Raw genomic sequence first — 16,046 nt, 5'->3', positions numbered from 1 at the left:
GCGGATTATCCTCGGATCGCCCAGAAGGCCAGGTTCAAGCCCGGGAACTGCCCGGCGATATGGAAGGCAAAGCCGCCGGAGTTGTTCAGTTGCTGCCAGTGCTCACTGCCCCGGTCCAACTCGTAATAGGTGCTGCCTGCGTGGTAGGGAATCTGGCGTGGCGCCACCGGCAGCGGCAGCAGGCCGATGCCCGGCAATTGCAGGTTGACCATGTCGCGGATGTGCTCAACCGAGCCGACTTTGCTCTGCTGGCCGAAGCGGGCGCGCAGGGTTTCACCGGGCACATCGGCGCGCACCACGAGGATGAAACTGGCGCTGTCGAGCAGGGTTTTGTCGGCGAGCATGGCCACGTGGATGCCATAGGCTTTCTCGACAATCGGAATCGGCGTGGCCTTGCTGTCGATCAGCATCGACAGCGCTTCACGCAGGGCCGCCATCACCGGGGCGAAGCTCAGGGCCAGGTCGTCGTGCTGGTATTGCGGGTATTCCTGGGGGCGCCGGCCGGAGGTGGAAAACGTCGAGAACTCACCCGCCAGGCTGACCAGTTCGCTGAAGAAACGCTCCGGGTGCAGCGGGCTCAACTGGCTGAAATGCTGGAGCAATGGCTGGGCACGGTTGACCAGTTGCAGCAGCATGAAATCGGCAATCTCCGACGCGCCACCGGCACCCGAGGCGACCACGCGACCTGCCAGGGCTTCGCCGCGCTGGTGCAGCAGGCCGAGCAGTTCGCTGCGAAAGGCCGTCAGCGGTTTGCTCGCGGCCACGTCCAGCACCGGCGGGATGTAGGTGTCATCGAGCACCAGTGCGCGGTCGGCACGTTTTTCCTTGATGCGCACCAACCCGATGGCGGCATAGTCGCTGATGCCATCCTGCGCCGTCAGCAAGCGCAAGGCGCGGGAGCCCACGGCCACCGGTGCACGGTTTTCGAATGGGGCGTTGTCGTCGCGCACTTCGCGCACCTGGCTCACATAGCGTGCGGCGCCGAGGTCTTCGCCGTCATCGACGGTATCGCGGGCGCCGGCGCGCTTGAGCGGCAAGGCCAGGTACACCAGGCCGTCGCGCAGGTTGTCGTCGATATTCAGCGGGCTTGGCGCCAGGTCATCCTGGGGGATATTGAACGGTGTGCCGTCGGGCAACAGGCCGCGTGCCGACACGATCGCCAGCTTGCCCTGGGCCAGCAGGCCCTGGTCGATCAGCAATTCGGAAAACCCCCAGGCGCCGGCAGATAGCGGGCGGCTGCGGGCGTCGATCAGGTTTTCCAGGTAACGGTCATGTTGCTGGAAGTGCTGCGTTCCGATGAACATGCCTTCCGACCAGACCACGCGATTGTTCCAGGACATGGGGGCTCCGATTGCGTTATTGGGCAGGGCTGGATGGGGAAACCACGACGTCGGCGCGCACAGCACGCACATCGAGGCTGATCTGGTATTCGGTGTATTGACGCGGCGGCACGCTGATCACCGTGCGCCACTGTGCGCGGTCCAGCTCGCGGTACCCCACCAGCAAGCCGATCTGGCGGGTGGACGGGTCGAGGTCACGCTGGACGCTCAACTGTTGGCCGGGCTGCACCATCACTTCGTCCTGGTCCAGCAGGTCCAGGCCCAAGGTGGATTGCGCACGGTCGGCCAGCGCGAAGTAATCGGAGCGGCCGAAGGTGGCGGCGTTTTTCAGTTCGAAGATACGCACCCGCACTGGGGCGGCCTGGCCGTTGGCGCCGGGGTTAAGCCCGGCAATCGCATGAAAATGCAGCTCGACGGCGGCGGTGTCGGCCTCGGCTTCAGCGGCGGCCTCGGGCTTGGCCGCATCCTTGGCACACGCCGTCAACAGCAGCAGTGTGGCGACTGCGAGTAAAAACCTGGGAATCATCCTGCGTCCTCAATGACGTATTTAGCTATCCGTTAATCCATGTATTGCGAGTTGTCAGCGCCGTTGGCGTGCACTGTGTTCTTCATAGGCTCGGCTGAATTCGCGACCGAACAGGTCCTGGAAATCTTCCTGGGCCTCGCGGGAAATATTGCTGTAAAGCTCGGTGAACTGCTGCCAGTACTGGGCCTGGCGCGAGCCGTTGAAAATGCTCGACAGCCCGCCAGGCTTGCCCATGCGTTCTTCCAGCTGGGCCGGTTCGAAGCGGCTGAGCAGGTGCTTGATTGCCGCCTCCACACCCGCCATCACGGCCAGCTGATGGGCGCGCAGGTCGTCGAAACTGTCGCGCACGGCTAAGTCCGGCGCCATAAACGCTTGGTTTCCATGGCGCAGCAGCAGCAGGAGTGCTTCGTCGGCATTCGGCGCGAATTTCAACGGGTTGTTTTCGGCGGGCTGAATCATGGTCTGCTGCATGCGGAACTCGCCCTTGAGGCTGGCACGGGCGCGCAACACGTCGATCAAGCCCTCGACCATCAGCCGGTAACTGCGGCCGATGTTTTCCATCTGGGCCTCTGCCTGGGCTTTGTCCAGCCGCAACTGGTCCAGACCGGCGCCACGCAGGAAAGCTTGCAGCAGGTCGGGCGTTTGCTGGGCATCGGCCACGGGGAGCACGGGCTCGACCACCGGTGGCGGCGGGACGACGGCGGCAGGCGGTGGTGGTGGTGGCGCACTGACGACCGGCGCGGGCGTGTCGCCAAACAGGTCCCAGTCTTCGGGAATCACCGCGCCGGATACCGACGGCTGCTCGACCACAGGCACTGCCACCGGCGTCGGCGGGCGGAAATCGTGTTGTTCTGAGGGCACGTGATCGGCCACGGTCGGTGGCGGCACGGCGGTGGGGCTGAGGAAGTCGAAGAGGTCCGGCAGGGTGTCCATCGACGAGGCCCCTGGAACTGCGGGGCGATCACCGGCGTGGGGGCGGGTTTGTTCGCCACGGCGCCCATCAAGGCTTCAAAACTGTTCGCTGAATCACCGGCAAACGCCTGGCTGTCGATGGCCTGCACGTTGAAATCGATACGCGCCTGGATCTCATAGTCGCCGATGCGGATCAGCTCGCCATCGTGCAGTGGCTCGCTGTTGCCCCTACGCAAACGGATGCCGGCGTTAACCAACTCCACCCCGTTTGTACTGTTATCGGTTAAATAATAACGGCCATCTTTGTATTGAATAACACAATGTTGCGAAGACACCAGGCGCTCAGGATCAGGCAATACCCAGTCATTATCCGAGCTGCGGCCGATCGCCATCGAGCCCTGGTTCATGGACTTTTCCGAGCATTGCCCAGGGGTAATCTTGTGATAACTAGTGATAGTCAAACACAGCGACATCTTGCCTCCTTGCTGATACTTCGCGCGCAGTCGACTCCCGGGATAGCGGTTCCCGAGAGATCCCCATCAGGTCGTGCAATCGACCTTCACCAGCCTGCCGATGTCAGCATGATCGCTGATATTAACTGGGCTCCATGACAAAAATCCTGTCCCGGTGCGCCGTTCGACCCACCAGTCGCGCAGGTTGTTAAGCACCGCACATCTGTCACAGAGGGCGAATAGCTTACCTTGACAAGCCCTAACTACTACACCAAAAATGCACAACTTCTTGAATACCAGTGATGGCACATTAGTGGCGTCTTGCTTATATGACCAAGAAAACATGCAAAGTTCCTCGCGCAACTAATGCATGCATTGCCCGCCATCTAGCGGGCTGATAGGGAGATCAATTTCAGTGGATGTGCCGTTGCTGCTCGCCGCCGTTTCCGCGACTTCGCCCTGTGGCGAAGACATGGAATATGACGCGCAATTTCTCCAACTGGAACGTGATGCCAAGGGCCAGCCTGAGCGCAGCATGGGCGATTCCATCTTGCCTGCCGAACCGCCGGAATGGCGCAGCATCCAGCAGCAAAGCCTCGACCTGTTGCAGCGCAGCAAAGACCTGCGCATCACCCATTTCCTGTTGCAAAGCACCCTCGCCCTCCAGGGCGTGGCCGGGCTGGCCGAGGCCCTGACCCTGATCAACGCGTTGCTGCGTGAATACTGGGCCGACCTGCACCCGCGCCTGGATGCCGACGACGATAACGACCCTACCGTACGCATCAACGCCCTGTCCGGCTTGACCAGCGACGCGACCATTCGCCTGCTGCGCGAAAGCATCCTCACACGTTCGCGCACCTTCGGCCCGGTAAGCCTGCGCGCCGCGCTGAATGCCGGCGGCCTGATGAGCTTCCCCGATGAACACCTCGGCGCCCAGCAACTCAACGCCGCGTTTCTCGACAGCGACCCCGAGCAACTGCAAGCCACCCGCGACGCCCTGAGCGCCGCACGTGCCGCCTGCGAAGCCATCGAACAACAGGTCAGCGACCAGGTCGGCTCCGCCCAGGGCGTCGACCTCAGCCTGTTGAAGCAACCGCTCAAGCAGGCGCTGCAAATCCTCAATCAAGCCGTGCCCGACACGGCCGGCAGCAGCGAACCCGAGGCCGTCAGTGACGACAATGCCCCCTCGGTCGATTTCGCCGCTGCCCCCGTAGCACCGCGCCCCGTTGGCGATATCGCCAGCCGCGACGATGTGCTGCGCAGCCTGGACAAAATCCTTGCGTACTACACCCGGCACGAGCCTTCGAGCCCGCTGCCGGTGCTGTTGAACCGCGCAAAGAATCTGGTGCACGCCGACTTTGCGGCCATCGTGCGCAATCTGATTCCCGACGGCATGTCCCAATTTGAAAACCTGCGCGGCCCGGACGGCGAATAAACCGCCCAGTCGTGCAGTAACAACACCGTCGCTCAAGCGACCAGGAGCAGCAACGTGGCGAAGCAAAGTTCTCAGAAATTCATCGCGCGCAACCGCGCGCCTCGAGTGCAGATCGAGTACGACGTCGAGCTTTACGGCGCCGAGAAAAAGGTCCAGCTGCCCTTCGTGATGGGTGTGATGGCCGACCTCGCCGGCAAGCCTGCCGAGCCTTTGGCGCCTGTGGCCGACCGCAAGTTCCTTGAAGTGGATGTCGATAACTTCGACTCGCGCCTCAAGGCCATGCAGCCACGCGTGGCGTTCCACGTACCCAACGAACTGACCGGCGAAGGCAACCTGAGCCTGGACATCACCTTCGAAAGCATGGACGACTTCAGCCCGGCCGCCGTGGCCCGCAAGGTCGACTCGCTGAACCAGCTGCTCGAAGCCCGCACCCAACTGGCCAACCTGCTGACCTACATGGACGGCAAGACAGGCGCTGAAGAAATCATCATGAAGGCGATCAAGGACCCGGCATTGCTTCAGGCACTTGCCAGCGCGCCCAAGCCAGCAGGGGACCAGTAATCATGACTGACAATACCGCCCGCGAAGGCGCCCAGAACCTGGGTGCCACCCAAGAAGCCAGCGAGTTCGCGAACCTGCTGCTGCAAGAATTCAAGCCCAAGACCGAGCGTGCCCGCGAAGCCGTGGAAACCGCCGTGCGCACCCTGGCCGAACAGGCTCTGGCGCAGACGGACCTGGTGTCCAACGACGCGATCAAGTCGATCGAATCGATCATCGCCGCCATCGACGCCAAGCTCACCGCCCAGGTCAACCAGATCATCCACCATCAGGATTTCCAACAGCTGGAAAGCGCCTGGCGTGGCCTGCACTACCTGGTCAACAACACCGAGAGCGATGAGCAGCTGAAGATTCGCGTGCTCAACATCTCCAAGCCGGACCTGCACAAGACTCTGAAGAAATTCAAGGGCACCGCGTGGGACCAGAGCCCGATCTTCAAGAAGATGTACGAAGAAGAATACGGCCAATTCGGCGGCGAACCGTATGGCTGCCTGGTGGGCGACTACTACTTCGACCAGTCGCCACCCGACGTGGAACTGCTGGGCGAGCTGTCGAAAGTCTGCGCCGCCATGCACGCCCCGTTCATTGCTGCGGCGTCGCCGACCGTGATGGGCATGGGCTCGTGGCAGGAACTGTCGAACCCACGTGACCTGACCAAGATTTTCACCACCCCGGAATACGCCGGCTGGCGCTCGCTGCGTGAATCGGAAGACTCGCGCTACATCGGCCTGACCATGCCGCGCTTCCTGGCGCGCCTGCCGTATGGCGCCAAGACCGACCCGGTGGAAGCCTTCGCCTTCGAAGAAAACACCGACGGCGCCGACAGCTCCAAGTATACCTGGGCCAACGCCGCCTACGCGATGGCCGTGAACATCAACCGTTCGTTCAAACACTACGGCTGGTGCTCGCGCATCCGTGGCGTGGAGTCCGGCGGCGAAGTGGAAAACCTGCCGGCCCACACGTTCCCGACCGATGACGGTGGCGTGGACATGAAGTGCCCAACCGAAATCGCCATCAGCGACCGCCGTGAAGCGGAACTGGCGAAGAACGGTTTCATGCCGCTGCTGCACAAGAAAAACACCGACTTCGCCGCGTTCATCGGCGCCCAGTCGTTGCAGAAACCGGCCGAATACGACGACCCGGACGCCACCGCCAACGCCAACCTGGCTGCGCGCCTGCCGTACCTGTTCGCCACCTGCCGTTTCGCCCACTACTTGAAGTGCATCGTGCGCGACAAGATCGGCTCCTTCAAAGAGAAGGACGAGATGCAGCGCTGGTTGCAGGACTGGATCCTCAACTACGTCGACGGCGACCCGGCGCACTCCACCGAAACCACCAAGGCCCAGCACCCATTGGCTGCTGCCGAAGTGATCGTGGAAGACGTCGAAGGCAACCCGGGGTACTACAACTCCAAGTTCTACCTGCGCCCGCACTACCAGCTCGAAGGGCTGACCGTGTCGCTGCGCCTGGTATCGAAGCTGCCTTCGGCGAAAAGCGCTTAACAAAAGATCCACGGGGACCTGGCTTTTGTGGGAGCCGGGCTTGCCCGCGATGCAGGCGACGCGATCTGCCAGTTCAGACCGCGGTGATGCAATCGCAGGCAAGCCGGCTCCCACAGAAAAGCTTGGCCTTAACCAAATCGAGTGGCGCACGCCACACAGGGAGAAAACATGGCTGTTGATATTTTCATCAAGATCGGCGACATCAAGGGCGAGTCCATGGACAAGGCCCACAAGGACGAAATCGACGTGCTGAACTGGAGCTGGGGCATGGCCCAGTCCGGCAACATGCACGTGGGCGGTGGCGGCGGCGCGGGCAAGGTGAATATCCAGGACCTGTCGCTGACCAAATACGTCGACAAGGCTTCGCCGAACCTGATGATGCACTGCGCCAGCGGCAAGCACATCGACAAGGTCAAGCTGACCGTGCGCAAGGCCGGTGGCGAAAGCCAGGTCGAGTACATGGTGATCAACCTGGAAGAAGTGCTGGTGACGTCCCTGAGCACTGGCGGTTCGGGCAGCGATGATCGCCTGACCGAGAACGTCACCCTGAACTTCGCCCAAGTGATGGTCGACTACCAGCCGCAGAAAGCCGACGGCACCAAAGACGGCGGCGCGATCAAGTTCGGCTGGAACATCCGTTCCAACACCAAACGCTGATTGCCCCTGTAGCCGCTGCCTTCGGCGGCGGCTGCACGCCCCCTATTCCTCTCACAACCTGTCCGTGGAGCTGCTTTGGTGGTAACTGAAATCGCTTCCCGCGACCGTCTGCAACCGTCCCTGCTGGACCGGTTGACCGACGATGACCCAACCAACCCGAAGGAAAGCGCCGACAAACGCGTGCTGTCCCTGACCCAATTAAAAGCCTCGGTGCTGCGCGACCTGGCGTGGCTGCTCAACACCACGTCGTTGCTGGATGCCGATGCCACATTGCACACCCCGGCCGGCACCTCGGTAGTCAATTACGGCCTGCCGGCACTGGCGGGCAACAGCGTTTCCAGCGTGGACATCAAGGCCCTGGAAGCCCTGATCTACCAGGCGATTGCCACCTTTGAGCCGCGTATTCTGCGCCATACCCTGCGCGTCAAAGCCCGTGTCGGGCATGGCGAGATGAACCACAACGCCCTGAGTTTCGAGATCGAAGGCGACCTGTGGGCACAGCCGGTGCCCTTGCGCCTGCTGCTGCAAACCGACCTCGACCTGGAATCCGGCCATGTGCGCGTGGTGAATGCCGACCAGCGGAGGCGCCCATGAACCCGCGCCTGCTGGAGCTGTACAACCAGGAACTGCACCACGTGCGCGAAAGCGCCGCCGAGTTCGCCAAGGAATACCCGAAGATCGCCAGTCGGCTGACCCTGTCCGGTATGGACTGCGCCGACCCGTACGTCGAACGCCTGCTTGAGGGTTTTGCCTACCTCACCGCCCGCGTGCAGCTCAAGCTCGACGCCGAGTACCCGACCTTCACCCACAACCTGCTGGAAATCGCCTACCCGCACTACCTGGCGCCAACGCCGTCGATGACCGTGGTGCAATTGCAGACCGACCCCGACGAGGGCTCCCTGGCCAGCGGCTTTCCCTTGCCCCGTGACACGGTGCTGCGCGCCGCATTGGGCCGCGAAACCCAGACCTGCTGCGAGTACCGCACCGCCCATCCGGTCACACTGTGGCCGTTGCAGGTCAGTAACGCCGAGTACTTCGGCAACCCCGCTGCCGTGCTCGGTCGCCTGGCCGCCAGCGAGCCCAAGGCCAAGGCCGGTTTGCGCCTGACCCTGCGCACCGGCGCCGAACTGCCGTTCAACAGCCTCGACCTCGACAGCCTGCCGCTGTACCTCAGCGGCGCCGATGAGCAGCCGTTCCGCCTCTATGAACAGCTACTGGGCAGTGCCTGCGCAGTGTTCGCACGCAAGCCGGGTGGCGATTGGGTTGAGCGTCTGCCGCAAGACGCGTTGCGCTCGCGGGGCTTTGACGACGCCGACGCGGCCATGCCGGTGGTGGCGCGGGCGTTCCAGGGCTATCGCCTGTTGCAGGAATACTTCGCCCTGCCCCACCGCTTCCTGTTCGTCGAATTCGCCGAGCTGAGCCGTGCAGTCAAACGCTGCGATGGCCAGGAACTGGAGCTGATCGTGCTGTTCGACCGCCACGAGCCGAGCCTGGAAGGCAGCGTCGGCGCGGCGCAGTTCCTGCCGTTCTGCACGCCGGCGATCAACCTGTTCCCCAAACGCGTGGACCGCATCCACTTGTCCGACCGGGTCAACGAACACCATGTGATCGCCGACCGCACGCGGCCGATGGATTTCGAGATTCACTCGCTGAGTGGCATCACCGGCCACGGCACCGGACCGGAGCAGCCGTTCCTGCCGTTCTACGCAGTGCGCGACCCATCGCGCTATGGCCGCGACCAGGCGTATTACACCGTGCGCCGCGAGCCACGGGTGTTGTCCAGCGACCAACGCCGCAACGGCCCGCGCTCCACCTATGTGGGCAGTGAAACCTTTGTCAGCCTGGTCGACAGCCAGCAAGCGCCGTACCGCCATGACCTGCGCCAACTCGGTGTGACCGCGCTGTGCACCAACCGCGATCTGCCGCTGTTCATGAGCGTGGGCAATGGCAAGACCGACTTCACCCTGGCCGACAGCGCCCCGGTATTGTCTGTGCGCTGCGTGGCTGGGCCCAGCCGCCCGCGTGCCAGCCATGCCCACGACGCCAAGGCCTGGCGTTTGATCAGCCAGTTGTCGCTCAACTATTTGTCCCTGAGCGAACAAGGCCAGGGCGCCGCAGCCTTGCGCGAATTGCTGCGCCTGTACGGCGACAGCAACGATGCCGCCCTGCAATTGCAGATCGAAGGCCTGCGCGAAGTCAGCAGCAAAGCCGTGACCCGGCGCCTGCCGATGCCCGGCCCGATCGTGTTTGGCCGCGGCCTGGAAATCACTCTGGAATTCGATGAAAACGCGTTTCGCGGCACCGGCGTGTTCCTGCTCGGTGCGGTGCTGGAGCGCTTCCTGGCACGTTACGTGTCGATCAACAGCTTTACCGAGACGGTGATCCGTACCACCGAACGCGGCGAGATCATGCGATGGAAAGCCAAGCCCGGGCGGCGGCCGACCCTGTGAATACACTGGATGCGATGCATCAGGAGCCCTGGGAATACGATTTCTTCCAGGCGCTGCGGCGTATCGAGTGCGAATCGCCGGGCCTGCCGCGCCTGGGCCATTCCCTGCGCCTGGCCGATGACCCGCTGCGCCTCGGGCAACAGGCGGATTGCACATTCGCGCCGGCCACGTTGGCCTCGGTCGACCCCGGTGGAGATGGCAAACCGGCGCGCCTGGAGCAATTCTTCTTCGGCCTCGGCGGCCCCAACGGCCCGCTGCCACTGCACATCACCGAGTACGTGCGCGAGCGTCAGCGCAACAATGCCGACAGCACCAGCAAACAGTTTTTGGATGTGTTCCACCATCGCCTGCTCAGCCTGTTTTACCGGGCCTGGGCCGAAGCGCGGCCGACGGTCAGCCACGACCGCCCACACGATGATTACTGGTCCGCACGCCTGGCGGCACTCAGCGGCCGGGGCATGCCGAGCCTACTCAACCAGGGGCTGATCCCCGACACCGCGAAGCTGCATTACAGCGGCCACCTGTCGGCGCAAACCCGCTACCCGGACGGCTTGAAGGCGATCCTCGGCGAGTATTTCGGCCTGCCGGTGGAGATCGAAGAGTACATCGGCCAGTGGCTGGAGTTGCCCGAGCGCAGCCGCGTAGGGGTCAGCGCCAACCAGCTGGGCGTGGACTTTTGCCTGGGCAGCCATGTGTGGGACCGCCAGCATAAGTTCCGCATCCGCCTCGGCCCGCTCACCCTGGATGACTACATGGGCATGCTGCCCGGCCACCCGCCGTTCAACGAGCTGGTGGCGTGGGTGGCCGAGTACCTGGGCCATGAACTGGACTGGGATTTGAACCTGGTTCTGCAACAACCCGAAGTACCGGCGCTGCAACTCAACGGCCAGTTCCGCCTGGGCTTCAACACCTGGCTCGGCAAGCCCGAGCATGACGCCAACGACCTAATCCTGGCCCGGCATTACGCCGATCACGCCACCACCTCAAGGAATCCAGAGCATGGGTGAAATCAGTCGCGCCGCACTGTTCGGCAAACTCAACAGCGTGGCCTACAAGGCCATCGAAGCCGCCACCGTGTTCTGCAAACTGCGGGGCAACCCGTACGTGGAACTGGCCCACTGGTTTCACCAATTGCTGCAACTGCAGGACTCGGACCTGCACCGCATCATCCGCCAGTTCAATGTGGAACCGGCGCGCCTGGCGCGTGACCTCACCGAAGCCCTGGACCGCCTGCCACGTGGCTCGACCTCGATCACCGACCTGTCGTCGCACGTGGAAGAAGCCGTGGAGCGCGGCTGGGTCTATGGCAGCTTGATGTTCGGTGAAAGCCAGGTGCGTACCGGCTACCTGGTGCTCGGCATTCTGAAGACGCCGAGCCTGCGCCATGCGCTGCTGGGCTTGTCGTCCGAGTTCGACAAGATCAAGGCCGAAGCCCTGAGCGAACGCTTTGATGAATACGTCGGCGACTCGCCGGAAAACGCCCTCAGCGCCAGCGACGGTTTCAACGCCGGCGCAGTGCCGGGCGAGGCCAGCGGCGCGATGGCGCCGAGTGCGATGGGCAAGCAGGAAGCGCTCAAGCGCTTTACCGTCGACCTGACCGAACAGGCGCGCAGCGGCAAGCTCGACCCGATCGTGGGCCGTGATGAAGAGATTCGCCAGTTGGTGGATATCCTGATGCGTCGGCGCCAGAACAACCCGATCCTCACCGGTGAAGCCGGTGTCGGCAAGACTGCCGTGGTTGAGGGCTTCGCCCTGCGCATCGTCGCCGGTGACGTACCGCCCGCGCTCAAGGATGTGGAACTGCGCAGCCTCGACGTGGGCCTGCTGCAGGCCGGTGCCAGCATGAAAGGCGAGTTTGAACAGCGCCTGCGCCAAGTCATCGAAGACGTTCAAGCCTCGCCCAAACCGATCATCCTGTTTATCGACGAAGCCCACACCTTGGTGGGTGCCGGTGGCGCTGCCGGGACCGGTGATGCGGCCAACTTGCTGAAGCCCGCGCTGGCCCGTGGCACCTTGCGTACCGTGGCCGCCACGACTTGGGCCGAGTACAAAAAACACATCGAGAAAGACCCGGCGCTGACCCGCCGCTTCCAGGTCGTACAGGTGGCGGAGCCGTCGGAAGACAAGGCGCTGCTGATGATGCGCGGCGGTGGCCTCGACCATGGAAAAACACCACCAGGTGCAGATCCTCGACGAAGCCCTGGAAGCCTCGGTGAAGCTCTCGCACCGCTATATTCCTGCACGCCAGTTGCCGGATAAATCCGTGAGCCTGCTGGACACCGCCTGCGCCCGCGTCGCCATCAGCCTGCACGCCGTGCCGGCCGAAGTGGACGACAGCCGCCGTCGCATCGAAGCGCTGGAAACCGAGCTGCAAATCATCGCCCGCGAGCATGCCATCGGCATCGCCATTGGTGCGCGTCAGAGCAATAGCGAAGCCTTGCTGGTTGCTGAGCGTGAACGCCTGGCAACCCTGGAAAGCCGCTGGGGCGAAGAGAAAACCCTGGTGGACGAGTTGCTCGCTACCCGCGCCACCCTGCGTGAAAAAGCCGGCGTGGTAGACAGCGGCAACGACGAGTTGCGCGCCCAACTGGTCGACCTGCAACAACGCCTCACCGCCCTGCAAGGCGAGACCCCGCTGATCCTGCCGACCGTGGATTACCAGGCCGTGGCCTCGGTGGTTGCCGATTGGACCGGTATCCCGGTGGGCCGCATGGCGCGCAATGAGCTGGAGACGGTGCTCAACCTCGACCAGCACCTGAAAAAACGCATCATCGGCCAGGACCACGCCCTGCAGATGATCGCCAAGCGCATCCAGACCTCCCGCGCCGGGCTCGACAACCCGAGCAAGCCGATTGGCGTGTTCATGCTGGCCGGCACCTCCGGCGTGGGCAAGACCGAAACCGCGCTGGCCCTAGCCGAAGCCATGTACGGCGGCGAGCAGAACGTCATCACCATCAACATGAGCGAATTCCAGGAAGCCCACACGGTGTCGACCCTCAAGGGCGCACCACCGGGCTATATCGGCTACGGCGAAGGCGGCGTGCTGACCGAAGCGGTACGGCGCAAACCCTACAGCGTGGTGCTGCTGGACGAGGTGGAAAAAGCCCACCCCGATGTGCACGAAATCTTTTTCCAGGTGTTCGACAAGGGCGTGATGGAAGACGGCGAAGGCCGGGTGATCGACTTCAAGAACACCTTGATCCTGCTGACCACCAACGCCGGTACCGAGCTGATTTCCCAGGTTTGCAAAGACCCGGCGAACATCCCTGAGCCGGAAGCAATCGCCAAGGCCCTGCGCCAGCCGCTGCTGGAGATTTTCCCGCCGGCGCTGCTCGGCCGTTTGGTGACCATCCCGTACTACCCGCTGAGCGACGAGATGCTCAAGGCGATTACTCGCTTGCAACTCAACCGCATCAAAAAGCGTGTGGAGACGACCCACAAGGTCGCCTTCGACTACGACGACGCAGTGGTCGACCTGATCGTCTCGCGCTGCACCGAAACCGAAAGCGGCGGACGCATGATCGACACCATCCTCACCAACAGCCTGCTGCCAGACATGAGCCGTGAGTTCCTCACGCGCATGCTCGAAGGCAAGCCGTTGGCGGGAGTGCGCATCAGCAGCCGGGATAATGAATTGCACTACGACTTCAGCGATTGACCTGACGGAACGCGATCAAAACTGTGGGAGCGGGCTTGCTCGCGAAGGCGGTGTGTCAGTTGATGCATCCGGTGACTGATTCACCGCATTCGCGAGCAAGCCCGCTCCCACATTTAGAGCCGGTTCCTACAGCTATTACGTAATTTACGGGTTAACCGATGCTATTCAACCAAGCCTCACGCCTGGCCAAAATCACCAGCCCCCTCGGGCCGGATGTGCTGCTGCTCAATCAAATGGGCGGCGGTGAAGAATTGGGGCGGCTGTTCACCTATGAGCTGCAACTGACCTCGCTGGACGCCAACATCGACCTCAACCAGTTGCTGGGCAAGCCGATGAGCGTGGGCCTGCAACTGGCCGACGGGGGTGAGCGGCACTTTCACGGCATCGTCGCGCAGTGCAGCCAGAGCATCGACCAGGGCCAGTTCGCCAGTTACCAGGTGACGCTGCGCCCATGGCTGTGGCTGCTGAGCCGTACCTCGGACTGCCGGATTTTCCAGAACCTGAGCATCCCGCAGATCATCAAGCAGGTGTTCCGCGACCTGGGTTTCTCGGACTTCGAAGACGCCCTGAGCCGGCCGTACCGCGAGTGGGAATACTGCGTGCAGTACCGCGAAACCAGCTTCGATTTCGTCAGCCGCTTGATGGAACAGGAAGGCATCTACTACTTCTTCCGCCACGAGCAGGACCGCCATGTGCTGGTACTGGCCGACGCCTATGGCGCGCACACCACGGTGGCGGGCTACGCGTCGATCCCGTACTACCCCAAGGACGAGCAACAGCGCGAACGCGACCACATGCACAACTGGCACCTCGCGCAGCAGGTGCAGCCGGGTTCGCTGGAGCTCAACGACTACGACTTCCAGCGCCCCAGCGCCAGCATCGACGTGCGCTCGGCCATGCCGCGCCCGCACACCGCCGGCGACTACCCGCTGTACGACTACCCCGGCACCTACGTGCAAAGCGCCGACGGCGAACACTATGCGCGCACCCGCATCGAAGCCCTGCAAACCTTGCACGAACAGATCGAGTTCAGCGGCAACGCACGGGGCCTGGGTTCGGGCCACCTGTTCAGCCTCACCGGCTTCAGCCGCCAGGACCAGAACCGCGAATACCTGATCGTAGGCATTCGCTACTACATCACCCAGGAAAGCCTGGAAAGCGGCGGCGGCTCGGGTTCTGCGCAGTTCGAAAGCAGCCTCACCTGCATCGACGCCCAACAAAGCTTCCGGCCGCTGGCCAGCACCTACCGCCCCATCGTCAAAGGCCCGCAGACGGCCCTGGTGGTCGGCCCCAAAGGCGAGGAAATCTGGACCGACCAGTACGGCCGCGTAAAGGTGCACTTCCACTGGGACCGCCACGACCAATCCAACGAAAACAGCTCATGCTGGATTCGTGTTTCGCAATCCTGGGCCGGCAAGAATTGGGGCTCGATGCAGATTCCACGGATCGGCCAGGAAGTGATTGTGAGCTTTCTGGAAGGCGACCCGGACCGGCCAATCATCACCGGGCGCGTGTACAACGCCGAGCAGACCGTGCCTTACGACCTGCCGGAAAACGCGACCCAGAGCGGCATGAAAAGCCGCTCCAACAAAGGCGGCACACCGGCCAACTTCAACGAAATCCGCATGGAGGACAAGAAGGGGCTGGAGCAGCTGTACATCCACGCCGAGCGCAACCAGGACATCGTGGTGGAGGTGGATGAAAGCCACTCCGTTGGGCATGACCGCAACAAGAGCATCGGCCACAACGAGACGGTGACCATCGGTAATAACCGTACGCGCATCGTCAAACAGGAGGACGTGCTCTTGGTGGGCCAGCGCAAGACCGACAGCATCAGCCAGAGCTACGTCATCGAGGTGGGCGAAAACCTGCGCCTGGTCTGCGGTGAAAGCATTCTGGAGTTGAATGCCAGCGGGCAGATCAACCTCACCGGCGTGAATATCAGCTTCTATGCCAGCGGCGATGCCCAGTTCAACACCAAAGGTGTGCTGCACCTGAACAACGGTCAGGGCCCCGACGCCCAACCCGATGGCCAGGGCATCAAAAAAAGCATCGACGCCAATATCAAAGCCATTTTCCCCGCGCCTAAAAGCTCCTGACGAGACCTGTTTTCCATGACGTACCGAATCAACGAATTCCAGTTTCAACTGCCGGTCACCGAGCTGCAGGACGCGACGATCAATATCCTCAAGTTCCCCGAATTGGGCACTTCCCTGATCATCAGCCGCAGCCTTCTGAATGAAGGCGAAACCCTGCACAGCAACTTCGACGACCAGCTCAAGCGCCTGGAGCAACAGGTACAGGATTTGCGCTGCCAGCCAAGCGTCAGCGTGCGCCTGGGCGCCGCCCAGGAAGTGGAAGCTATCGAGCTGCGCAGCCAGTTCAGCAAGGGCAATGACAAGGTCTTCCAATATCAGCTGGCGTTAGTGCTGCCGGGCACGCGCAAGATGATGGCTTTGAGTTACGTGAAACCGGACACGCTGGGGGATGCCGAAGCCGCACACTGGGCGACGATCAAGGGCTCGCTCGTGTTCGACGTACCTCAGTGAAGCAGCC

General features: G+C 62.7%; 11 protein-coding genes and 2 pseudogenes. 10 read left to right on the top strand and 3 right to left on the bottom strand.

All coding sequences use genetic code 11. The features are described 5' to 3' along the window. Positions 1–5: 5 nt before the first annotated feature. The 3 genes and pseudogenes from tssK to tagH form a co-directional block, all read right to left on the bottom strand. Positions 6–1,340, bottom strand: a complete 1,335-nt coding sequence (gene tssK, locus LRS56_27100; GenBank protein ID WDU62371.1) for a type VI secretion system baseplate subunit TssK — start codon at positions 1,338–1,340, stop codon at positions 6–8. 16 nt (positions 1,341–1,356) lie between these two features. Continuing rightward, positions 1,357–1,866: a type VI secretion system lipoprotein TssJ gene (gene tssJ, locus LRS56_27095; protein ID WDU62370.1), complete on the bottom strand. Its 510-nt coding sequence runs from the start codon at positions 1,864–1,866 to the stop codon at positions 1,357–1,359. 54 nt (positions 1,867–1,920) lie between these two features. Continuing rightward, a pseudogene (gene tagH / locus LRS56_27090) lies at positions 1,921–3,251 on the bottom strand (type VI secretion system-associated FHA domain protein TagH). Positions 3,252–3,645: 394 nt separating this feature from the next. On the opposite strand from tagH, the gene tssA reads away from it, so the two are divergent. The 10 genes and pseudogenes from tssA to LRS56_27040 all read left to right on the top strand — a co-directional run bounded on the left by tssA (position 3,646) and on the right by LRS56_27040 (position 16,039). After that, entirely contained in the window at positions 3,646–4,665 is a 1,020-nt protein-coding gene (gene tssA, locus LRS56_27085; protein WDU62369.1) for a type VI secretion system protein TssA, read from the top strand. Positions 4,666–4,719: 54 nt separating this feature from the next. Next, positions 4,720–5,226, top strand: coding sequence for a type VI secretion system contractile sheath small subunit (tssB, locus tag LRS56_27080; GenBank protein ID WDU62368.1), 507 nt, complete (start codon positions 4,720–4,722; stop codon positions 5,224–5,226). 2 nt (positions 5,227–5,228) lie between these two features. After that, positions 5,229–6,725, top strand: a complete 1,497-nt coding sequence (gene tssC, locus LRS56_27075) for a type VI secretion system contractile sheath large subunit (GenBank protein ID WDU62367.1) — start codon at positions 5,229–5,231, stop codon at positions 6,723–6,725. A gap of 168 nt (positions 6,726–6,893) precedes the next feature. Further along, on the top strand, positions 6,894–7,382 hold the full coding sequence (locus LRS56_27070) for a type VI secretion system tube protein Hcp (protein WDU62366.1): 489 nt from the start codon (positions 6,894–6,896) through the stop codon (positions 7,380–7,382). A 78-nt stretch (positions 7,383–7,460) separates the two neighbouring features. Then, complete coding sequence (gene tssE, locus LRS56_27065) at positions 7,461–7,976, top strand: type VI secretion system baseplate subunit TssE (GenBank protein ID WDU62365.1); 516 nt, start codon at positions 7,461–7,463, stop codon at positions 7,974–7,976. Further along, positions 7,973–9,832 carry a type VI secretion system baseplate subunit TssF gene (gene tssF, locus LRS56_27060; protein ID WDU62364.1) on the top strand — a complete coding sequence of 620 codons (1,860 nt, stop codon included), beginning with the start codon at positions 7,973–7,975 and terminating at the stop codon, positions 9,830–9,832. Before tssE ends, tssF begins: the two co-directional genes overlap by 4 nt. Further along, the gene (gene tssG, locus LRS56_27055) at positions 9,796–10,839 is read left to right on the top strand and encodes a type VI secretion system baseplate subunit TssG (GenBank protein ID WDU62363.1); all 1,044 of its coding nucleotides are present in this window, start codon (positions 9,796–9,798) and stop codon (positions 10,837–10,839) included. The genes tssF and tssG overlap by 37 nt, the downstream gene beginning before the upstream one ends. Beyond that, positions 10,832–13,490: pseudogene (gene tssH, locus LRS56_27050) on the top strand (type VI secretion system ATPase TssH). The gene tssG and the pseudogene tssH overlap by 8 nt, the downstream one beginning before the upstream one ends. 158 nt (positions 13,491–13,648) lie before the next feature. Beyond that, on the top strand, positions 13,649–15,589 hold the full coding sequence (locus tag LRS56_27045; GenBank protein WDU62362.1) for a type VI secretion system Vgr family protein: 1,941 nt from the start codon (positions 13,649–13,651) through the stop codon (positions 15,587–15,589). A 15-nt stretch (positions 15,590–15,604) separates the two neighbouring features. Beyond that, positions 15,605–16,039: a DcrB-related protein gene (locus LRS56_27040; protein WDU62361.1), complete on the top strand. Its 435-nt coding sequence runs from the start codon at positions 15,605–15,607 to the stop codon at positions 16,037–16,039. Positions 16,040–16,046: the final 7 nt, after the last annotated feature.

The organism is Pseudomonas poae, from assembly GCA_028869255.1.
GTDB lineage: Bacteria > Pseudomonadota > Gammaproteobacteria > Pseudomonadales > Pseudomonadaceae > Aquipseudomonas > Aquipseudomonas poae_C.
This window is presented reverse-complemented; position numbering and strand designations above follow the sequence as displayed.